This is a genomic window from Bacillus sp. CFBP9009 (assembly GCF_036541465.1).
GTDB lineage: Bacteria > Bacillota > Bacilli > Bacillales > DSM-1321 > Peribacillus.
Genome location: NZ_JAZHFU010000003.1, coordinates 451,015 through 472,441 on the forward strand (window position 1 = coordinate 451,015; position 21,427 = coordinate 472,441).

The 21,427-nt window shown below is 41.2% G+C and carries 25 protein-coding genes; 18 read left to right on the forward strand and 7 right to left on the reverse strand.

Annotation, left to right across the window (positions count from 1 at the left end; all coding sequences use genetic code 11):
* The first annotated feature begins 32 nt into the window (after positions 1-32).
* The gene (locus V3595_RS11535) at positions 33-902 is read left to right on the forward strand and encodes an NAD(P)-dependent oxidoreductase (protein WP_485907338.1); all 870 of its coding nucleotides are present in this window, start codon (positions 33-35) and stop codon (positions 900-902) included.
* 64 nt (positions 903-966) lie between these two features.
* Complete coding sequence (locus V3595_RS11540) at positions 967-1,332, forward strand: hypothetical protein (RefSeq protein ID WP_034314117.1); 366 nt, start codon at positions 967-969, stop codon at positions 1,330-1,332.
* Between the two features lie 99 nt (positions 1,333-1,431).
* Here the strand turns inward: V3595_RS11540 and V3595_RS11545 are convergent, their stop codons facing one another.
* On the reverse strand, positions 1,432-2,580 hold the full coding sequence (locus V3595_RS11545; RefSeq protein WP_485907339.1) for an aminotransferase A: 1,149 nt from the start codon (positions 2,578-2,580) through the stop codon (positions 1,432-1,434).
* Positions 2,581-2,737: 157 nt separating this feature from the next.
* Between V3595_RS11545 and corA the strand changes: the two genes are divergently transcribed.
* On the forward strand, positions 2,738-3,712 hold the full coding sequence (gene corA / locus V3595_RS11550) for a magnesium/cobalt transporter CorA (protein ID WP_402900637.1): 975 nt from the start codon (positions 2,738-2,740) through the stop codon (positions 3,710-3,712).
* A gap of 357 nt (positions 3,713-4,069) precedes the next feature.
* A complete protein-coding gene (locus tag V3595_RS11555) occupies positions 4,070-4,963 on the forward strand; it encodes a chemotaxis protein (protein ID WP_485907341.1) in 894 nt (297 codons plus the stop codon).
* A gap of 54 nt (positions 4,964-5,017) precedes the next feature.
* On the opposite strand, the gene V3595_RS11560 is transcribed toward V3595_RS11555, so the two are convergent.
* Both V3595_RS11560 and V3595_RS11565 read right to left on the reverse strand, forming a co-directional pair.
* On the reverse strand, positions 5,018-5,524 hold the full coding sequence (locus V3595_RS11560) for a YkyB family protein (RefSeq protein WP_485907343.1): 507 nt from the start codon (positions 5,522-5,524) through the stop codon (positions 5,018-5,020).
* 290 nt (positions 5,525-5,814) lie between these two features.
* On the reverse strand, positions 5,815-6,126 hold the full coding sequence (locus V3595_RS11565) for a hypothetical protein (RefSeq protein ID WP_485907587.1): 312 nt from the start codon (positions 6,124-6,126) through the stop codon (positions 5,815-5,817).
* A 162-nt stretch (positions 6,127-6,288) separates the two neighbouring features.
* Here V3595_RS11565 and V3595_RS11570 point away from each other — a divergent pair, with 162 nt between their 5' ends.
* Together V3595_RS11570 and crcB are read left to right on the forward strand one after the other, a co-directional pair.
* Entirely contained in the window at positions 6,289-6,669 is a 381-nt protein-coding gene (locus V3595_RS11570; protein WP_485907345.1) for a fluoride efflux transporter FluC, read from the forward strand.
* Complete coding sequence (gene crcB / locus V3595_RS11575; protein WP_402900625.1) at positions 6,666-7,028, forward strand: fluoride efflux transporter CrcB; 363 nt, start codon at positions 6,666-6,668, stop codon at positions 7,026-7,028. The genes V3595_RS11570 and crcB overlap by 4 nt, the downstream gene beginning before the upstream one ends.
* 170 nt (positions 7,029-7,198) lie before the next feature.
* On the opposite strand, the gene V3595_RS11580 is transcribed toward crcB, so the two are convergent.
* Positions 7,199-8,065 carry a metallophosphoesterase gene (locus V3595_RS11580; protein WP_485907348.1) on the reverse strand — a complete coding sequence of 289 codons (867 nt, stop codon included), beginning with the start codon at positions 8,063-8,065 and terminating at the stop codon, positions 7,199-7,201.
* Between the two features lie 163 nt (positions 8,066-8,228).
* Here V3595_RS11580 and V3595_RS11585 point away from each other — a divergent pair, with 163 nt between their 5' ends.
* The 4 genes from V3595_RS11585 to V3595_RS11600 all read left to right on the forward strand — a co-directional run bounded on the left by V3595_RS11585 (position 8,229) and on the right by V3595_RS11600 (position 12,458).
* Positions 8,229-10,085, forward strand: a complete 1,857-nt coding sequence (locus V3595_RS11585; protein WP_485907350.1) for an SLC13 family permease — start codon at positions 8,229-8,231, stop codon at positions 10,083-10,085.
* Positions 10,086-10,283: 198 nt separating this feature from the next.
* Positions 10,284-11,489, forward strand: coding sequence for an EAL domain-containing protein (locus V3595_RS11590; RefSeq protein ID WP_241590442.1), 1,206 nt, complete (start codon positions 10,284-10,286; stop codon positions 11,487-11,489).
* Between the two features lie 74 nt (positions 11,490-11,563).
* Positions 11,564-11,791 carry a hypothetical protein gene (locus tag V3595_RS11595; protein WP_137018849.1) on the forward strand — a complete coding sequence of 76 codons (228 nt, stop codon included), beginning with the start codon at positions 11,564-11,566 and terminating at the stop codon, positions 11,789-11,791.
* 181 nt (positions 11,792-11,972) lie between these two features.
* Positions 11,973-12,458: a DUF3993 domain-containing protein gene (locus V3595_RS11600; protein ID WP_485907351.1), complete on the forward strand. Its 486-nt coding sequence runs from the start codon at positions 11,973-11,975 to the stop codon at positions 12,456-12,458.
* A gap of 91 nt (positions 12,459-12,549) precedes the next feature.
* On the opposite strand, the gene V3595_RS11605 is transcribed toward V3595_RS11600, so the two are convergent.
* Positions 12,550-12,783 carry a glutaredoxin family protein gene (locus tag V3595_RS11605; protein ID WP_387705363.1) on the reverse strand — a complete coding sequence of 78 codons (234 nt, stop codon included), beginning with the start codon at positions 12,781-12,783 and terminating at the stop codon, positions 12,550-12,552.
* 92 nt (positions 12,784-12,875) lie between these two features.
* Positions 12,876-13,835: an MBL fold metallo-hydrolase gene (locus V3595_RS11610; RefSeq protein WP_485907352.1), complete on the reverse strand. Its 960-nt coding sequence runs from the start codon at positions 13,833-13,835 to the stop codon at positions 12,876-12,878.
* Between the two features lie 183 nt (positions 13,836-14,018).
* Between V3595_RS11610 and V3595_RS11615 the strand changes: the two genes are divergently transcribed.
* The 4 genes from V3595_RS11615 (at position 14,019) to V3595_RS11630 (ending at position 16,717) form a co-directional block, all read left to right on the forward strand.
* Positions 14,019-14,258, forward strand: coding sequence for a YkuJ family protein (locus tag V3595_RS11615; RefSeq protein WP_034314086.1), 240 nt, complete (start codon positions 14,019-14,021; stop codon positions 14,256-14,258).
* Positions 14,259-14,372: 114 nt separating this feature from the next.
* Positions 14,373-14,519, forward strand: coding sequence for a hypothetical protein (locus V3595_RS11620; RefSeq protein ID WP_089362373.1), 147 nt, complete (start codon positions 14,373-14,375; stop codon positions 14,517-14,519).
* Positions 14,520-14,641: 122 nt separating this feature from the next.
* The gene (gene cbpB / locus V3595_RS11625) at positions 14,642-15,082 is read left to right on the forward strand and encodes a cyclic-di-AMP-binding protein CbpB (RefSeq protein WP_063232001.1); all 441 of its coding nucleotides are present in this window, start codon (positions 14,642-14,644) and stop codon (positions 15,080-15,082) included.
* A gap of 129 nt (positions 15,083-15,211) precedes the next feature.
* On the forward strand, positions 15,212-16,717 hold the full coding sequence (locus V3595_RS11630) for an MDR family MFS transporter (protein ID WP_485907354.1): 1,506 nt from the start codon (positions 15,212-15,214) through the stop codon (positions 16,715-16,717).
* A 38-nt stretch (positions 16,718-16,755) separates the two neighbouring features.
* On the opposite strand, the gene V3595_RS11635 is transcribed toward V3595_RS11630, so the two are convergent.
* Positions 16,756-17,493 (reverse strand): sulfite exporter TauE/SafE family protein, encoded by a 738-nt coding sequence (locus V3595_RS11635; protein WP_485907356.1) that lies wholly within the window; start codon positions 17,491-17,493, stop codon positions 16,756-16,758.
* A gap of 113 nt (positions 17,494-17,606) precedes the next feature.
* On the opposite strand from V3595_RS11635, the gene ccpC reads away from it, so the two are divergent.
* The 4 genes from ccpC to V3595_RS11655 all read left to right on the forward strand — a co-directional run bounded on the left by ccpC (position 17,607) and on the right by V3595_RS11655 (position 21,247).
* Positions 17,607-18,491, forward strand: coding sequence for a transcriptional regulator CcpC (gene ccpC, locus V3595_RS11640; protein WP_063231999.1), 885 nt, complete (start codon positions 17,607-17,609; stop codon positions 18,489-18,491).
* A 124-nt stretch (positions 18,492-18,615) separates the two neighbouring features.
* Positions 18,616-19,326: a 2,3,4,5-tetrahydropyridine-2,6-dicarboxylate N-acetyltransferase gene (dapD, locus tag V3595_RS11645; RefSeq protein ID WP_402900603.1), complete on the forward strand. Its 711-nt coding sequence runs from the start codon at positions 18,616-18,618 to the stop codon at positions 19,324-19,326.
* Positions 19,327-19,401: 75 nt separating this feature from the next.
* A complete protein-coding gene (locus V3595_RS11650) occupies positions 19,402-20,526 on the forward strand; it encodes an N-acetyldiaminopimelate deacetylase (RefSeq protein WP_137018995.1) in 1,125 nt (374 codons plus the stop codon).
* Between the two features lie 58 nt (positions 20,527-20,584).
* On the forward strand, positions 20,585-21,247 hold the full coding sequence (locus tag V3595_RS11655) for a potassium channel family protein (protein WP_284702805.1): 663 nt from the start codon (positions 20,585-20,587) through the stop codon (positions 21,245-21,247).
* Positions 21,248-21,427: the final 180 nt, after the last annotated feature.

Consider the following 21,427-nt stretch of genomic DNA (forward strand, 5'->3'; position numbering starts at 1 on the left):
TTGAAACAAAATGATTGGGAGGAATCTGCCATATGCAATCGAACAAAGTGATCGGCTTCATAGGTTTAGGAGTTATGGGAAAAAGCATGGCCGCAAATCTTCTTAAGGCGGGATTTGAGGTGTTTGTTTATACAAGGACGAAAGATAAGGCAAGTGAACTGCTCTCACTGGGTGCGAAATGGGCATCTGCACCAAAGGAAATTGCGCAGAGAGCTAATGTGATCATTTCCATGGTGGGATATCCTAGTGATGTGGAAGAAATCTATCTTGGGGAAAATGGGCTTATCGAGAACGGGAAACAAGGAACCCATTTAATCGATATGACGACATCGACTCCATCTTTGGCAGTGAAAATTGCCGAAGAAGCCAAGAAAAGGGGCATGGAATCATTGGATGCACCGGTTTCCGGAGGAGATATCGGTGCTCGTGATGCGAAGCTTACGATCATGGTCGGCGGGTCTAGTGAGGCATTTGAAGCTGTCCGGCCCATTTTTGATATCATTGGCAGCAATGTTGTCCATCAAGGCCCGGCTGGCTCAGGACAGCATACGAAAATGTGCAATCAAATTGCCATTGCATCCAATATGATCGGAGTGACTGAAGCGATTTCCTATGCCAAAAAGGCTGGGTTGGATCCGGACCGGGTTTTAAGGAGCATATCATCGGGTTCTGCCGGAAGCTGGTCACTCTCCAATCTTGTGCCGCGAATGGTTGAAGGGGATTTTGAACCTGGTTTTTATATCAAGCATTTTATCAAGGATATGAAGATTGCACTTGATGAAGCGGAAAGAATGGGAATGGACGCTCCTGGATTAAGCCTGAGCAAATCCCTATATGAGGGGCTGGCAGAAGCTGGCGAGGAAAATAGCGGTACACAAGCATTATATAAACATTATAATTAGTGCTAGCATTTCTATATCATGAATAAGCTGATAGCGACAGCCTTTACAAAAAGGAGTGAAAGCTATGGGCGAATTCGATGATATCAATATGAAATTCCAGGAATTAGAAGATGGTCGATATATTGTAAGGATTGAAGGTTTTAAGCGAGAAAAAACCATTCATCAAACAAAGCCCATTCGTTGGGATCTGAAATTAATGAATGAAAGTCCGCTGATACTGCCGGTGAAATTCAGTCATATTGAAACGAATGCCGGTTTTCAGATCCTGATGCGCGAATTGAAGAGTTTAGGTTTTTCAAAGCCGCGCTCCGCAAAGGAATTTGAAGAAGTGATGGCTGATTTACTTGGGTCAATCGTTGAAGTGAGCCTTACCACGACAAATAAGGAAGAGGGATATCGGGAAATTCGTTTCTTACGGAGGCTGTATTAGTTGACTGACTTGGTGAAAAACCTTCGGTAGTATGACAACTTTGAAAATAGGAAAATGGCCTTCAATTGTTCATTCAATTGAAGGCCACTTTTTTTTCGGTTACTTTATGGCTAAAAAAGCCTCAATACGATCCAAAGCCTTTTCCAGGGTTTCCATGGAATATGCATAAGATATCCTGAAGTACCCTTCACCAAGGGGTGAGAATGCATCTCCAGGGACCACTGCCACTTTTTCCTGTTGAACAAGCTTAAGGCAAAAATCAAGCGAAGAGGCATAGCCTTCAGGCAGCTTTATAAAGAAGTAAAAGGCACCATTTGGTTTGACTACTTCCAGATTCATCGCTTGTAAGCGGCTGAATACGTATTCCCGTCTCCGTGCATACTCAGTCTTCATGGGGATTGCATCATCTCTGCCTGCCGTCAATGCTGCCAAGGCAGCTCTCTGCGATATGGAGGCGGCACAGGTCACATTGTATTGGTGAACCTTCAGGAGATGCTGAGAGATGGCTGCAGGCGCAAACAGAAGGCCGATTCTCCACCCGGTCATGGAATGGGACTTGGACAGTCCGTTCAGGACGATGGTTTGTTCTTTTAAGAAAGTGGCAATCGAAACATGCTCCTGATCGAATACCAGTTCACTGTATATCTCATCAGCCAATATGAAGATGTCCTTGCCCCTAACAAGTTCGGCAATGTCCAATAATTCTTCGGCAGATAATGTAACCCCGGTCGGATTCGATGGATAGGGCAGAACGATGCACCGAGTATGCTCAGTTATGTATTTTTCAAGTATATCTGCAGTCAAACGAAATCCATTTTTTGTTGTATCGGCATAAACAGGTGTTGCCCCGCACATCTTAATGATGGGTTCGTATCCCGGATATACCGGACCCGGTAATATTACTTCGTTCCCTGGGATGAGGATCGTCCGAAAGGTAATGTCTATGCCTTCGCTGGCACCAGAGGTCACTATCACTTCATTCTCCGGGTCATAGTTAAGCTTGTATTTATCCTTTACATAATTTGAAGCGGCTTCCCGTAATTCCAAATAGCCCGCATTGTGAGTATAAACGGTATAGTCATTATCGATGGCTTGTTTTGCAGCTTGTTTAATATGCATCGGAGTTGGAAAGTCAGGCTGTCCTATCGTTAAGGAAATGGTGCCTTCGATATCAGCTACCATATTGTAGAATTTACGGATTCCTGATATTTTAACGTCTTTTACTAGAGGGTTTATTAAATGTTCCATCTATGAATATCCTCCCTTTTCTAACTACATGAATTATGTACTATGTTTGACTCATTCATTCTATTTTATCATTTAGTTTGGAGGGGAGAGAAAACTTTTTGAGATTAATGAATTAAAGGTATAATGTATGATAAGAAAATTTTGAGGGTTGATACATATGATAAGGACTTGCGCAATAACTTCTAATCATGAAGTCAGTTTTGGTTTACCGCTAACCGAAATGAATAATCCGGATATCGAGTGGTACTGGGTGGATTTTTCCAACCCCACAAACAAGGAAATCGAACTTTTAACCAATCATTTTCACTTTCATCCGCTGGCAATCGAAGACTGCCTGGATGATTTTAACCAACGTCCCAAAATGGATTTTTATGAGGGCTACCAATTTCTTGTGATACATGCTCTAAGGGAGAAGGTATCTAAAGCAGTGGAATTGGATATGTTTGTTGGTGAAAAATGGATAGTCAGTTTTCATAAGGAAGATATGCTTGAACTGGAAAAAGTATGGGAAGAAATTGCTGGTAATAAAATGTTGAAGCAAAGTCCATTTTTCTTGATGCATAGGATAATTGACAGGATTGTCGATGAATTTTTCCCGCCTGTTTATAAAATTGAAAGCGAATTGGGCAGCATTGAGGAAAATACTGAAAATGACACGATTAACGAATTGATGGATCAGCTTTTCGATTTACGTACAGATATGTCCAGGCTCCGTCGGACAATATTGCCGATGCGTGATTTATTGTACAGAATGATTTCATCAGAGCGTCTGAATTACTTGAAAGATCAGCACCTTTATTTTAATGATGTGTACGATCATCTTCTTAAATTGACTGAAATGCTTGAATCGTATCGAGATTTTTCGTCCGATATCCGTGATAGCTATTTGTCTGTGAACTCTAATAATATGAATTCAACGATGATGACATTGACTGTCATCACTACCATTTTCATGCCGCTGACCTTCATAGTGGGTGTATATGGGATGAATTTTGAATATATGCCGGAATTAAATTGGCATTATGGCTATTTCCTCATTCTTGGAATGATGGGCGGAATTGCCTTGATGATGTTTTTATTCTTTGTTAAAAAGGGTTGGCTCAATCCAAAAAAAAGGTCGCGAAGGAGATGAAAAGACTCAACTGACCTGCTATTTTAAGTGGGTTTGGAAGGGCTGCAAGGCGTTATTTGGCTGATCATCCAATCATGGAGGGGTTTTATCGAAGAGACAGCCTTACGATCGATATGATGGCCGGAATGGCAGTGGTGAAAAATGAGCTTGGAAAAAGGGGACTCTGATGGGTCCCTTTTTAGTTTGGTATTAATAAATAATCACTTCTTGATTCTTTTTTTAGCTGTGCTCTAAATAAAAGAAATATTTAACCGAATTATTAGGTATGAGTTCATTCATGAAACCATGATATTTTTCCTAGCGGTTAAATGATTTATGGAATTTTGAAATGAAAAAGTAGAAGGGCGAGATGAAACAATGGAAGCAAATAAAGGAATATTACTTGAAAGTGGAACGAATGAGCTTGAGATAGTGGAATTCGGTCTCGGAAAGAATAAATTCGGCATTAACGTAATTAAGGTGAAGGAAATCATCAATCCTGTCCCCATCACGCTTGTCCCGCATTCGCATCCAAATGTGGAGGGGATCATTGAGCTTCGCGGAGAAGTCCTGCCAGTTGTGAGTGTGGCGGATGCTTTAGGATTTCCGCCATCTGAAACTCCTGAGCAGGATAAATTCATAGTGGCTGAATTCAATCAGCAAAAAGTGGTTTTCCATGTCCATACCGTAACACAGATCCACCGTATTTCCTGGTCACAAATCGAAAAGCCTTCGGATATGTATCAAGGCCTTATCGGAGTAATAAAATTAAATAGTGAAATGTTACTGTTACTCGATTTTGAAAAAATAGTGGTCGAAATCAATCCAGAGTCAGGAATAAACATCCAACAGGTTAAAAAGCTTGGTATCCGGCAAAATTCTGACAAGAGAATCCTGATTGCAGAAGATTCTCCATTACTGAGAAAGCTGCTGTTTGATACATTATCAGAAGCTGGATTCAAGTACTTGGAGTTTTATGAAAATGGACTTGATGCATTTAATTATCTGGAGAATTTAATTGAATCAGGAAAAGTGGTTGAAGAAGAAGTGCAACTGGTGATTACCGATATTGAGATGCCTCAAATGGATGGGCATCATTTGACTAGAAGAATAAAGGAAAACGGGGAACTCACTGGATTGCCGGTGATTATTTTCTCTTCTTTGATTACGGACAGCCTTCGTCATAAAGGTCAGGTCGTAGGGGCTGACGCACAAATCAGCAAGCCAGAAATTGCAGAGCTAATAAAGTTGATAGACAGATTGGTATTATGAATGTGAAACGGGCCTGTGAGGCATTACCTCACGGCCCGTTTGGTTTATCAATGATTAATACTTGGAACCTTTTCCTAAAAAGGAGGATGGGAATGGATTGTGGAAAGGTTGCTTGACCGACCCACGCCCGTGAGCCCTTTTCTCGGTGTTGGTAGGGTTCGGTTGTTTTTCACCTGCTTGTCCAACGTAAGATTGCAGGATTTGTTTTGCCTTGGATAATGACAATGCGGCTTTAGGGTTCCGCATGGAGGCTGCCCGGCTGCCGAGGTGGGGTAGTTTTTTCAAATCTTCCTTAGTGGGAGGTAAATGAAAAACATATGATCCGCATTCGACAATGACGTCGGATTGTTGTGCTGCAAAGCGAGGGTTATCAGAGAAATGAAGTCCAATCTTCTTCGCTTTTCCTTCTTGCATAAGCTTGCTTAATGCTAGCCGTTTTAAATTATATAAATTTTTGGGCTCCAATGCAGTCTTTGCATGTTTATTGACAATAAACACGGCTTGGGCAATGGAGTTAATCGAAAACTCATCCCTTTCAGAATGTCCTTTCGTTTGGTTCATCATGGAAACTCCTTTTCTTAATAAGGTTAGAAGGACGTTACAAACAGACGTCCTTCAATCAAAACCTGTTCTTATATATTGGTTGAAATAGAGACGTGTGTGCAACCAGGCAGAAACAGTGAAAAAACAATGCATGTACATCTCTAGGGTATGACCATCATTTCCTAACACTTTACCATCTATTCATTTTCATATTATACCACTTCAAAATATATAGGGAAGTAAAATTCAATCGGACGGCTTTTGGTCCAAGAAAAAGAAGGCGTTCAATGTCGCCTTCTGTGCAATCCTTATTGAGTGTATATATTGATGTTTTCGGATACCCCAGCCTGTGCGCCGAATTGTTGTTGCTGGTAACCCTGAAAGCCTTGATAAGCAGGGTAAGCTGGATAAGCAGGGTAAGGAGGGTAAGCGGGCGGGTATGGAGGAGGATATGGAGGATAGACAGGTGGACGGTTATTGAATAGCAACGGTCCAATTGCCAATCCTGCAACAAAAGCTACAGGCGCCAATAGAGGAAAGAAAGGAAAGAAGCGCTCGTCATTCCAATATTCAGGTCCATATTCATTCCCATATGCATTTCTGTATTCGTTCTGTAGCATCATGGTCTGTGGATAGTGGTAGTAAGGAAAATACTGTGTTTGCATAATTAGCCTCCTTTTCTCAAATTCTTTACATAGTATGGTTTTTTTTAAGAAAAGAGCCTGTTTCATCTTAATCTGTTATAATGAGTCTACTTATGAGAAAAATTCGGGGGGACCTTAATGGATCGATTTAAAAGCATTTTTGCAGTCGGTTTTGGAGGAGCGGCAGGAGCGATATTGCGTTATTGCGTAATCTTGACTGCTGGCCATTCCTTCTTCCCGTTTGGAACCCTATTGATAAATATAGTAGGCAGCTTTTTGCTTGGAATGATCAATGGCTATTTCGCCTCGAAAAAGAAGTCGCTTGTTTTTTTAGCGCTGGGCAGCGGGTTTTGCGGCGGCTTCACCACGATGTCCACATTTTCCCAAGAAGTGGTGAATCTATTGCAGACTTCTCTGCCATTGGCGGGATTGTATCTTGGAGCTACGCTTTTATTTGGTTTGGTCGCTGGTTTCCTCGGACTGGGCCTTTTTAATAGACAAAGAGGTGACTCCCTTTGATTGAGGTTCTTTCAGTTTTTATAGGAGGCTTTTTTGGTGCGGCCTCTAGATATGTCTTGCAGATTATTTTTAATAGGCTATTGCCAGCGGTCTCTATACCCATTAGCATTTTACTGATTAACCTTATAGGTTCCTTTGGGCTGGGAATGGTGTTTCCGCAAAATGAGAGCTGGGCTTTATCTTTGCAGGTTTTTCTGACGATAGGTTTTCTGGGGGCTTTTACGACCTTTTCGACATTCAGTATGGAAACGCTTGAACTTATTAGAAAACACCGTTATATAGATAGCCTTATCTATATAACGGTGTCGGTTTTAGGGTGTATCGGCACTTTCCTGTGTGGCTATTTAAGTATGGTATAACCTTTATGGCATTACCGTTGATACTGGTAAAAAAAACCTGGTTTTCTCGGATATACTTCTAATGCTATAATTCATAGGAGTCCATTACAAATGATACATGGCAACAAGTTGTTTTATCCGCACAGGTTTTGTTAATAAGTCTGGCGGTTTTCCCCTGTGTTCTTTTTCTATCATTTTTCGGCTTGTAATTCGTAAACAGTCAACTCCGGACGTGAAAGAAAACGATAGGGGAGACGGGTAGTGCCAAGCCCTCTATTAACATGTAACGTTAATGAATCGTCGATTTCATATGTGCCTTCCCGGTACTTTTCAGCGTATGGAGGAGTTACAAGGGCACCGGCAAAAGGAATTTGTACTTGGCCTCCATGACTGTGACCGCTTATTTGATACTGGATGTCGTAAGTCCTTGATATGTCGGCAAGGTCAGGGGCATGTGACAGCATAATGGTGAACACTTCTTCCGGGATGCCAGAAAGGGCTTTTTCAAAATCCGGCTTTCCTAGCATGGCATCATCAACCCCGGCAATGATTATTTCTTCAGCCGTTAATAAGGTTATCTTAGCTGAGGTATTCTGCAACATGGTAAAATGGGATTTTTCCATGATATCGCTATAAATTTCTGAGCCATATCCCCCATGATCATGGTTACCGTAGATGCTGAACTTTCCAAGCGGCGCTTTGAGTTGATTCAAAACGAGAGGGATTTTCTGGTGAGCCTTGTATTTATTAGGCTGGTCCATTAAATCTCCGGTAAATAAAATAACATCAGGGTCCAGTTGGTTTATCTTATTGACAATTGCTTGTAAATCTTTAAGCTGAAATTGAAAGCCTAAATGCGTATCACTGAATTGGACCATTTTCATGCCATGAAAACCTTTTGGGATAAGCGGGTGGCTGATAATTTTATGCTTGGTTTCTAACCATTTCGGCTCCAAATTATGGGCATAATAGTTTCCGCCAATACCTAAACCGGTTAAGGTAGCCAATGTACCAAGACTTTTCTTTAAGAATGTTCTTCTTGATATGGGTTTATTCAAATTAATCAACCTATCTAATATAAAAATGTTACTTCCTCATACTAACAAACAATATACATAAATTGAAGAAAATATCTTCTATAAGCCTATGAAAAACATGTAAACTGGGGTTTGATGAAACCGTATCCGGTTTGAAATTGAACATCTATACGGAGGTAACATGATGACCGAACCAATGTTTATTACACTGATTATACTTCTATGCGCGATTGCGCTTTTTATACAAGGAAAATTTCGAGCTGATTTAATTGCACTTAGTGCACTATCCATACTGGGTTTATTGGGGATTCTTACCTTGGATGAACTGGTGGCCGGATTTGCGAATCAAGCAGTCATCATGCTGGCAGGGCTATTCATCGTCGGTGCCGGCCTGTTAAATACAGGAATCGTGGAAAAGGCAGGAAATAAGTTGTTAGGTTTATGTGGGGGCAGTGAATGGAAATCGCTGCTTATCGTCATGCTGACTGCAGGAATATTAAGTGCATTTTTAAGCGGAACAGGAATTGTTTCCATACTGCTTCCGCTCGTTATGAGCATGGCCTTACAACAAAAAACAAGTCCGACAAGGTATTTATTGCCCCTTGCCTATGCAAGCAGTATTGGGGGGCTATTAACACTTACCGGTACTCCCTCCAATATGATCGTTGCTGATGTATTACGGCAAAACGGAATCGGGACTTTAGAGTTTTTTGACTTTACACCTGTTGGCTTAATCGCCTTTGCAGCAGGGTTATTCTTCATGTTGACACTGGGGCGCCTGTTGCTTCCCGAGAAAACGATTGCCGCGAACAACAGTGTCAAGGGACTGTCGGCAGGGGAGCTTGCCGGCATGTACAAAGTATATGACCGATTGCATTATCTGCATATACCCGCTACTTCCGATATTGTTGGAGAAAGGCTGTCAGACCTCCAGCTTCCTATTCAGTATGAATTGACTTTGATTGAAATCCAGCGGAAGCCTAAGGACAAGCAATTGCCGCTGCTGCAAAGACAGCTGACGATTTCAGCCAGGGCGGATGAAGTTCTTCATCCTGAAGATGTCATTTTGGTGTTTGGAGAAGAAGAAGCAGTTGAGAGATTGGCCATTAACTATGAACTGGAGTTTAAACATTTCAATACCGAACAAATAAAGAAACATTTTCTTAGCAGTAGATTTGGATTGACAGAAATATTGATCGTCCCGAACTCGGATTATGAAAATCAAACCTTGATAGATGTGCATTTTCGTGAAAAATACCAATGTAATGTGCTGGCAATCAATCGAAATGGCGAATATATTCAAGCGGATGTCGGAACGGAACGCTTGAAACCGGGGGATGCAATCCTGATACATGGGGAATGGGAGAACATTGAGAGGATTTCCTCGGATTTACAGGATGTCATCGTTATTGGAAGTACCTCGGAAGATGGCTCTCCGGTCAACTCCAGGGGCAAAGCATGGATCGCCTTGGGGATTACTGCATTGATGGTCATTCTTTTATCGATGGAGTCCGTCCCTGCTGTACTATCGGTATTGACGGCAGCATTGTTGATGGTGATCACTGGCTGTGTCCGTTCGATGGAGGATGCTTACCAAAAGATTAACTGGGAACCTGTTCTCTTGATTGCTGCCATGTTCGGAATAACGGCTGCTTTGGATAATACGGGTGGAGTGAGAATGATAAGTGATTGGCTGGCCGTTTTATTCAGTAATATCGGGGCACACGGCATATTGGCGGTCTTTTACCTCCTGACACTGATACTGAGCCAATTCATCCCGTATGGGGCCGCGACGGTAATCATGACGCCCATTGCCCTGACATCTGCGGTGAATCAAGGAATCGATCCGCTTCCTGTGTTTCTATGCCTTGCCGTTGCTGGCAGTTTGGCGTTATCCACTCCAAGGGTTGCCACTACCAACGCGCTTGTCATGACGGCGGGTGATTACAAGCATAAAGATTTTATCATGATTGGGATATCCATACAGATCTTCATTGGTGTTATCATGGTGATCACGATTCCGTGGTTCTTCCCTTTTTGATCAGACTTAAGGCATTGTTCGATTTATGGACAATGCCTTTTCAATGTATTTTTTTCAAATCGATAGGGTGAACGGGTATTTTAATGTTCTGAAAAAAGAGGTGTTCAGTAGGAATTAAAATTATTTATTATCAATGCCAGAAACTAATGGTATAATTTTGGCATATTGGTGTTTTCGTAATTAGGGGGAAGATGCATCATGGATACAGAAAAGATATTAAAGAATTTAGACAAGGTGACACCATTCTTTCAACCGATTTTCAGTGCAGATCAACATCAGGTAATCGGGTATGAAATTCTAGGGCGCTATGAGGAACAAGCGGAATATAAAAGCCTTGGCCCTTTTTTTCACGATTCTGCAGTGCCGGAAGAGTATAGGGTGGAAGTGGATAATTACGTACTTGAAATTGCCTTGGAGAGAATAAAAGACTATGGTGAAGATTTTCTTATCTTTATCAACAGAGATCCTAATTTGCTTATGCTGGATCATGGCGAAGAATTCATGGAGATTTTACATCGTCATTTTCAACCGGAGGAAATGCACCGGATCGTGCTGGAATTATCAGACACGATCAGTCCGGAAAACTTAGATCCTTTGCAGCATGTGCTTGCTTACTTTAAAACATATGGGATTAAGATAGCTTTAGATCATTTAGGGGAAGATACGCAATTGGACCGAATCGCACAGATTTCTCCGAATATTTTAAAAGTTAACCTGGACCAGCTTCGCATTTCAGGTGGAGATGCCTATCAGGTCATCCTGTTTTCTCTAAGCATGCTTGCACGAAAAATCGGCGCCAATTTACTATTTGAAAACATTGAGTCCGAATACCAGCTTCGCTTTGCATGGAAGAATGGGGGACGATATTATCAAGGGTATTTTTTGGCGAAACCGGAAGGCGAGTTCATTAATAAAGATTTACTTCGTGAAAAATTCCATCAAGAATGTCAGTCTTTCATTTCTTTAGAGACCAAGAAGCTTGAAGCCGTTTATCAAAAGACTTTGCAATTCAATGAGAATATGCAAAACTTCTTAAAACAGCATAAGCGGGCTGGCTCCCATGAAGAGTTTCTCGGAGTTTTGGCGAAAAAGTTGGATTCCGTATGTTTCCGGCTTTATATTTGTGATGAAGAGGGGTATCAAAAATCTCCCAATATCCTCCATAAGGACGGGCAATGGTTAGTCCAACCGAGCTATATGAATAAAAATTGGAGCTGGAGACCTTATTTTCTCGAAAATATCGTAAAGATGCGTAATCGGAAAACAGGAATACTATCCGATTTATACAGTGATATCGAAACGGGAGAAACCATTCGGACCTTTTCATATCCCCTGAATAATAAGGAATACATTTTCTGTGATCTTTCTTATAGTTATTTATATGAAAATGAAGCACTATTATAAAAAACGATTCATGAATATAATCGCTTTAAATGTGTAACGATAAGCAGAAATGATGCGCTTGGAGGAGACATATTTTGAGCACGTACATCTGGATTCTAATCATAATCGTTACAGTCATGGCGTTATATCTGCTCTTTTATACTTATTCTGTGGCAAGGGCACAGAAAGTGAAAGCCAGATATGATTCGACTATCGATGATTCAGTTAAAGAACATCCTTATTTAAAGAACCCGATATTCGTTTCTCTTTTAGTTGGGACGATTTTGGTTGCCGGTTTTATTTTTTACTATGCTTTTCGATAATGGTGAGAAGGAGATTTCATTATTATGAAATCTTCTTTTTTATTGTGAAGAATGGGCAATGGTTTCAAGGTCTAACGGAGAATGTGATTTTGTAGTTTGGCTTTGATCTGGACGGGTATTGAAAGACATGGGCAAAAATCCGAATCATTAGGAGAAATTCTATAACTAGGAGATGATTGTAATGAGTAAATATTTAGTTGCATGTCTTGCCAGTATCCTTCTATTTTTTAGTGGAGGGTTCACTGCTTCAGCGGAAGGCTTACATAGAGAGGAAGTATTATCCTTAGTACAGGATGCCATGGAGAATCAAGGCTCGATCAGTGAGGAAGTACGTACTAAGGAAGCGATTGAAGGGAAGTTGGATAAACATTTCACAGATGATTTCATCGAGAAGTTCGTCCAAGCGAATGTAGTGAAAGTTGATGGCGGTTATACCGCATTTGGATCAGATTTCGCTCCATATTATATCCCATTTTTCAGCTACGACAAAAATACTGAAATTATATATGGGAAAAACGGTGATTTCATTTATGTTCAGGAGGAATTCCAGGACACAGGGGATGGACCTGTATCGATGGAAAAACATGTTGAATCAGTTACTTTGAAAAAGGAAAATGGAGTTTGGAAGATAATGGACGTAAAGTATGGAAGTGAAAAAATAAAATAAGGGATTTAGAGGAAAGTCCTTCAAAGCTGAAAAGTATGGAGGCTGAAATGAAAAAGTCCAAGGAAGGTTACAGCCTTCCCTGGACTTTTTGTTATATATTCAGTTCTTTCTTTATTTCGTCCAATTCAAAACCAATAATGGCTTTCCCATCGATGACGACCGTCGGTGTGGAATAGGCGCCATATTTATTCGTTAGTTCTTTTCGTGCTTGTCCATCCGCTTTAATATCTTTTTCTTTGTATACGACATTATTATCATCAAAGAACATTTTCATGATTTTGCAGGGAGGGCAATCAGGTTGGGTATAGAGCGTAACGTCTTTCATTTCATTCCTCCATGTATGCTTTAGGTAAGGTTTACTTTTTCATTATAGAGAATGCCGAGACATTTGAATAGGAAAAAACCTTAAGGACCATTCTACCGATCTTTTTCCCGTTTTATCAGGTAGTCTATCAATCCCATGGAACAAACGTTAAGGTCCATGGCAATGATATCAAAAACAGGATGATCAGCGGTGATTCCTTTTTCGCCTAAATGAACAGCGACCTCCGTGAAAATATTTTTACTGGTAGCTGCCACTTGTTCCTCGAAGCTAGCATATTCCCTATATGCCGATTTGGCAGTCTCCACGAATTTAGGCAGCCAGTAATGAAGTTGTTTATACACTTCCTTAGGATTTTCCGATACCCCGTAATGACCAAAATATATACGTTCGACGCCGATGCTTTCATACAATTCCGCTGAAGCAAGCATCGCATCGGGATTAAATTGGTTTGGCGATGTGGACGGTAAGTAAAATTCCAAACCTTCTTCATCGAGTTCACGATAATAGATGCCTACGGTGTCACCTGAAAACATCCCTTTTGAAACTGAATCGAAAATGCTTAAATGATGGTTTGCGTGTCCTGGCGTGTCATAAAAGGTCAACTTGGAATTTTCACTTGTTTTTAGCGATTCCCTATCATGTTTAGTCAGAATTCTATCTAATGGAATAGGTAATATCGGATCGAAAAGCTTGTTGAATTCTTCACCATAGACTGCTTTAGCCCCAGCGATCAAACGTGTTGGATCTTCTAGATGCCGTGCACCTTTCGGGTGGACGATCACTTTCGCATTCGGACAATGCTGTAAAAAAAGTCCAGCTCCGCCTGCATGGTCCAAATGAATATGGGTAAGAATGATATATGTAATATCTTCGAGGGTGATTCCCAAATGTTCGAGCCCCTTCATTAAGTGGGGAATGGAAGGGCTGGCAGAAGTTTCGACTAAGGTGATGTCTTCATCGGCAATCACATATGTTCCTGTACGATTTCTTCTATCCAAATCAAAACCATCAATCAATGAAATGCGATATCCAAGCTCACTAATGTTTTGCAACAGAATCTACCCCCAGAAAATTTTTCATGTACAAAATCCATTCCTTATTTTATTCTGTTAATAGTGCCAAGTAAAGAATGAAGTTTTAAATTATTCTGAATTTATTTCAGCGTGGCTACTGGATAGAAAAGTATGGTATAGTGAAACCTATCGAAAAGGTTTTATTCAGAAAGGAGAGGGAGTATGTCTCAATTACAGGGCATCCTTACCAGATTGAAAAGTCTTCAAGAGCAAGCGAAGGAATCTGAATCTGCTCAACGTTTTTTTGAAATAGATGGTGTGAAAAAGTGCCAGGTTACATATTTCAGCAAAACAGAAATGTTCGAGCTTGAAGTATACAGTGATAAAGGGAAATCATCTAAATATCAATTCGATAATATTGATATGATTACCATTGAAATCTTTGATCTTCTTCAATCTTAAGAAATCACAAAAAGCCGCCTTCCATTGGAAGCGGCTTTTTTATTGTGAACCGGTCAATTTTTACTTGAATGAAGTAGTGATTTTTACGACATCTTATTAATTGGAGGGATGTAAATGAAAAATCCAATGGTAATATGCCCAGTATGCGGTGAGGAAAGGGAAATGGAAAATGTATTAACGGCACAATCCAACCAAAATGTGATTTATCAATGCCCGGAATGCGGTTTTAAACAGGTTAACATCAAAACAAGTAAGGGCTAAAGATCTCTTGCGGAAATCCCGCCGTTTGGGATTTTATTGGTCTAGGAATGAGCCTTTTCTGCTTACATATGTTAAACTATAGAAAGAGCTGTATATAAAAACATATGGTAAGGGGTTTTAACATGATCGGTACTCATGATGGGGATTTATTGGAATCCAGCGTTAAAGACTTAATGATTTCTTCTGAACGCGTGGCCCACGTGCAGGTAACCAATAATTTAGAACATGCACTATTGGTATTAACAAAGAGCGGTTATACGGCCATTCCTGTGTTAGATCCGATGTATAAACTGCATGGTTTAATTAGTACACCAGTCATTCTTGATTCAATCTTGGGACTGGAACGAATTGAATTTGATAATCTTGAGAATAAAAAAGTTTCCGAAATAATGAATATAGAGATACCTCGCCTGCATATTGAAGATACATTGACCAAGGGTGTGGAATTGTTGATTGATCATCCGTTTGTCTGTGTAGAGAATGACGAACATGTATTTGAAGGTATCTTAACGAGAAGGGCAATCTTAAAAAAGGTATTTAAACAAAATACACCTGATAAATAAGCAAGGCATAAAATGATGGTTAACCTCAAGACTCGCCAGTTGGCGAGTTTTCTTGTTTTTTTACATATTCGATCTACTTAGGGGTAAAGTCTATAAAAACAATTAAGGTCTAAGGGGAGGATGCGGGAATTGGGCCAAGCAGTGGATAGTGCAAAAGTGCAGAATAAAAAATTGAAACGTCCCTACATCCTAGCTGCCATCATGTTGGCTATGTTTATGAATGCTATTGAAGGAACGATCGTTTCGACGGCAATGCCAGCCATTGTAAGTGATTTAGGTGGTTTTTCACTTTACAGCTGGGTGTTTTCAAGTTATTTGCTAATGAACGCCGTAACAGTCTTGATTTATGGTAAGCTATCGGATATTCTCGGGAGAAAACCTGTCTTATTATTTGGAATCGTTGTCTTTTTAATTGGCTCCATTCTTTGCGGCTTTGCCGATTCTATGACCGAACTCATCATTTATCGCTTTGTACAAGGATTCGGGGCGGGAGCTGTAGCTCCTGTAGCTTCGACGATTGTTGGTGATATTTATAAAAACGAAGAGAGGGCCCGCGTTCAAGGGTATCTATCGAGCGTTTGGGGCATTTCAGCGGTAATGGGACCCGCTTTGGGCGGCGTGCTGGTTGAATCCCTGACTTGGAAGCTTGTCTTCTGGGTTAATGTTCCTTTGGGCTTATTATCTTTTATTGGGATTTGGTTTTTCCTTCATGAAAAAATCGAAAAGAAAAAACGTGATATCGATTACCTGGGTGCAGCGCTATTGACGTTATCCATATCCACTCTTATGGTGATACTCGTAGAAGGAGGAGTGAAATGGTCATGGGCTTCAGCTCCGGTCATATCCTTGGCATTAGTGGCGATCATCACCTTTATCTTATTCATCCTTCAGGAAAAGAAAGCGGCCGAACCGATGATGCCATTTGAAATTTGGCAGGAGCGTTCGATTCTGATTGCGAACCTTGTATCCCTGACGACAGGGGTGATGATGATTGGATTATCAAGTTTCCTCCCGACATTCGTTCAGGGCGTGATGGAGCGCTCGCCCACGGTAGCTGGTTTTACATTGACAGCCATGTCGATTGGCTGGCCGATCGCATCAATGGTCTCAGGCAGGTTATTGATGAAAATAGGATTCAAATCAACCTCCCTCCTTGGAGGGTGCTCATTGGTCCTTGGGAGTTTGATCCTAGTATGGATGAAGCCGGAGTCTGGGCCCCTGATTGCTGCCATGGGATCATTCTTTGTCGGTGTTGGCATGGGGTTGACTTCTACCTCATTCATTGTCGTCATTCAAAAAACAGTCAGCTGGGAACGCAGGGGGATTGCGACAGCTTCCAATATGTTCATGCGTAATTTAGGTAATACGGTAGGTGCCGCATTACTTGGAGGAATCATGAATATGAGACTTCAAGCCTATTTGAACGAGCATGCGCCTGCCGGCTCGGGAGTGACGATAAATACGGCTAACAAACTGTTGAACAGTGAAGAACGCATGTCGCTTCCTGAAAATGTGGTGAAGGTTTTACAGGAAGGACTTACATTGTCACTGCAGACGATTTATCTCATCGTTCTAGTCTTCTCTATAATCAGCTTCCTGTTACTTACGAGACTAAGAAAGAATAAGAAGGCATAGGAAAAAAAGGCAGACTCTTTAAATGGAGTTTGCCTTTTTTAAGGAAACGCGACTCTGATGATCAATTGAATCAATAATGCGATCGTGACCGAATGTAAAATGAATTTCAATTGTCGAGTGGAGATTTTTTGAGCCACCCGCAGGGCCAGCTGTGATCCGATCAGGGAACCGATCGTGTAATAAATGGCGATCTCCCAGGCAATGTTACCGGCAAGGAAATAGGTGATGAATGCAGCTGTACAGCTAATGAAAGTTTGGAATCTAGTAAAAGCCAGAGATTGAAGGTAGGTGGCCCCATTTCTTAAAAAGGTATACATGAGCATGGTTGCCTGTCCCGGTCCGAACATTCCGTCATAGACACTGATTCCGAATAGGGATGGATAAACTTTTTTTGGGAGATGCCAATCCGTTTCATCGGAAGGTTTCGGTTTTTTTATGAAATTCATGATCAAAGCGACAGTCAAAAGACAGATGGCCAATAGATTCATCGCCTTTTCAGAGAATGAATTAGCAAGCAGCCCGCCACAAAAGCCACCGAAAAGGGCAAATGGGATTAACTGGAGGGCATCCTTCAATTTTAACTGTTTATTCTTGAGTAAAATATAAAAACTGGAAAAAGAAGAAAACATATTGGAAAACTTGACTGAACCAATAACCTGGTGGATGGGTAAACCTATCAACAGAAGGGATGGCATGCCGATAAGACCGCCGCTACCGGCCAATGTGCCGACAAAGGATGCTGCAAAACTGATGACAAGCAATAAAATGATCGTCAAAGGATATCCACTCCGTTTCTTTTCTCTTGTATTATAAGCCGACTTTGTTGATAATAAAATTTAAATAAATTAATTCAACATGATAAGATTTGATTATCAAGAGGTTGGTGTGTATGTCATTTTCAGAATTTCATTTATTATCCGTGCTTGCTCAGGAAATGAATATGAGAAAAGCGGCTGAGCGGCTGTTCGTTTCCCAGCCGGCTTTATCTCAGCGTTTACAATCAATAGAAAAGGATTGGGGCTCGAAACTGTTTTTGCGTTCACAAAAAGGGCTGTCACTGACGCCAGCAGGCGAAGCGGTAATTCGTTTGGCCAATGAAGTTATAGAAAAAGAAGAAAAGGTCAGGGAAAGTATCCAAGCTATGGACCATGAAGTATATGGCACTTTGAAAATAGCCTGCGCCTCGATTGTCGGTCAAAATTGGCTGCCGCAAGTATTGAAAAAGTTCGTCCAAAAATACCCGTATGCCAAAATTTCCTTGATCACTGGCTGGAGCAGTGAGATTTTAAAGTCTTTGTATGAAGGGCAAGTGCATATTGGCATCATAAGGGGAGCCCCGGATTGGAAAGGGGTAAAACAGCATTTATTCACGGATATGCTTTATTTGGTGGATACTGAAATGAAGGAACTGAATCAAGTGTTTGAAACGGACCGGCCATTCATTCAGTTTAAAAGTGATTCCAATTATTACCAGGAAATCCAGGACTGGTGGCATCGGCAATTTAAAACGACACCAAAAAACACCATAGTCGTGGACCAAATCGAAACATGCAAACAAATGGTGTTTAATGGTATAGGATATGCGATCCTGCCAGCCATCACTTTACATGATAAAGATACGAATGTTTTTAAAATCCCTCTATTGGATGGGCATAACCACTCAATCGAACGTGATACATGGCTTTGCGGCTATGAATCTGCCTTCCAGTTAAAGCAAGTCCAGGCATTCACGGAAGTGGTGAAAGAGCATATTCGCGACCAAGGAATGTTATAGGTCCGCCTACGAAAATGTCAATAGGGCAGAATAATATATAAGAGAGACATTCAACTTGTCTTGCCGGCTGTTGTCTGGTAAATTTAAAACGAGTAATGATACATATTTAGGAGGTTTACCCGGAATGAATAAAATGGATGCAAACGAAATTATTTCTTTTATCTCAAATAGTAAAAAATCTACACCTGTAAAGGTATATGTGAAAGGCGATTTAGAAGGCATGGATTTTGGTCCAGCTTCTAAAACTTTCATTACAGGAAATACAGGGGTTGTATTCGGTGAGTGGTCTGAAGTCGAAGAAGCAATCAAGGCAGCAGGAACAAAAATCGAGGATTATGTAGTTGAAAATGATCGTCGTAACTCTGCCATTCCTTTATTGGACCTAAAAGGCATCAAAGCCCGTATCGAGCCTGGCGCAATAATCCGTGACCAAGTATCCATTGGAGACAACGCAGTCATCATGATGGGTGCATCAATCAATATTGGTTCTGTTATCGGTGAAGGTACAATGATCGACATGAACGCAATACTGGGCGGACGTGCAACAGTGGGCAAAAACTGTCACGTAGGTGCAGGTGCCGTTTTAGCAGGTGTCATCGAGCCGCCTTCCGCACAACCAGTCATTTTGGAAGATGATGTGTTAATCGGAGCCAATGCGGTCGTGCTAGAAGGTGTCAAAATCGGTGAAGGTTCCGTTGTGGCGGCTGGTGCAGTTGTAACGAAAGACGTTCCTCCATACTCCGTGGCTGCTGGTATCCCGGCGAGGGTCATTAAACAAATTGACGAAAAAACAAAATCAAAAACAGAAATCATGCAAGAACTTCGTCAACTTTAATTTCTTTAGTGAATATTGCCTGAAGCGTGGATAAATATATCCACGCTTTCTGTATAGGGAGGGAATAATGTGAAAATAAATCCTTTTGCCGAGATCCGGCGTGATTTGCATCAAATACCGGAGATAGGATTCAAGGAATTCAAGACGCAGCAATACCTACTGAATTACATAACGAATCTTGCCCAGGAGCGAATGGAAATCGAAACTTGGCGGACTGGGATATTCGTGAAAGTGAAGGGAAGGAATCCGCGAAAAACTATTGGCTACCGGGCTGATATTGACGGTCTGCCGATAAAAGAGGAAACCGGATTGCCGTTCGCATCCAACCACGAGGAATATATGCATGCCTGCGGTCATGATTTTCATATGAGCATAGGTTTGGGGTTATTGACATATTTCACTGAAAATCCGATTGATGATGACTTGCTATTCATCTTCCAGCCTGCAGAAGAGGGGCCTGGAGGAGCTGAACCAATGCTTAAATCGGAAACCATGAAAAAATGGAAGCCGGATATGATCCTTGCTTTACATATTGCTCCAGAGTATCCAGTTGGTACGATTGCCGTTAAAGAAGGGCTTCTATTTGCCAATACATCTGAATTATTCATCGATTTGAGGGGGAAAGGAGGGCATGCAGCCTATCCGCATGAAACAAATGACATGGTCATTGCGGCCTGCTCGCTTGTAGGGCAGCTGCAAACAATCGTTTCAAGGAATGTCAATCCACTTGATTCAGCTGTCATTACAGTTGGAAAGATTACTGGAGGCACCGTTCAAAACATTATTGCGGAGACAGCGCGGTTAGAAGGCACAATACGCACCCTTAACCCCGAATCGATGGTAAAGGTCAAGTCAAGAATAAAAGCGCTTGTGGATGGTATACAAGTGGGATATGAGTGCTTGGCTGATATCGACTATGGAGCGATGTATCACCAGGTATATAATGAAGAACGGTTGACCAGGGAATTCATGGAATTTACAGAGAAGTCAAATGCTGTTCATTTACATTGTTGTACTGAAGCGATGACTGGTGAAGATTTTGGATATATGTTAAAGGAGATTCCAGGATTCATGTTCTGGCTGGGGGTTTCATCGGAATACGGATTGCACCACGCCAAGTTAAGTCCTGATGAAAAAGCGATTGAACTCGCAATCAATCACTTAACGGAATATATAACGTTTAAAGGAAGCGAAGCGTAAAAATGCTTTTCGGTACAGAACATGCTCTAAAGAGAGAACGAATCACGTTGGAGGGCTTATTGTGAAAAAAGAATTTGCGGTGATTGGACTTGGCCGTTTTGGCGGCAGCATAGTCAGGACATTAGCTGAAGAAGGATTAGGGGTTCTGGCCATCGATGCTGACGAAGATCGAGTGAATGAATTTGCCAGGATAGCCTCACATGCCGTTGTAGGGGATACGACGGATGAAAATGTGCTGAGAAACATAGGTATTCGTAATTTTGATCACGTCATTGTAGCGATTGGCGAGAATATTCAAGCTAGTATATTGACGACCCTCATGCTTAAGGAATTGGGTGTCGGAAATGTAACGGTTAAAGCGCAAAATGATTATCATGAGAAGGTTCTCCGGAAAATCGGGGCCGACTTTGTCGTGCACCCCGAACGAGATATGGGAAGAAGGATTGCCCATAATATCGTCTCCAATAATATTCTCGATTATTTGGAGCTTTCTGATGAACACTCCATCGTCGAAATTGTTGCCAGCCAAAAGATGAATGGAAACTCGATATTTGACCTTGATATCCGTGCTCACTATGGGCTGAATATCGTCGCGATCAAAAGAGGGAACGAAATAAATGTCTCCCCACAGGCGAGCGATTTAATTCATAAAGGTGATATATTGATCGTCATCGGCGCGGATTCGGACATCAATCGCTTTGAAAAAAAAATTGTGGAATAAGTAAGCGTCCTGCTAAAATGGGAGCAGCGGCTTTTATCAAAGGAAAACAAAAAGGTTTCGGAATGGTCTCATTCCGAAACCTTTTTGTTTTTTAATTGGATTTGAAGTAGTTATAGAGAATAGCCTGCATCGACAATTTTTTAATTCCCTTAAGTAGTACTACGAAAACCATTCTTTTCT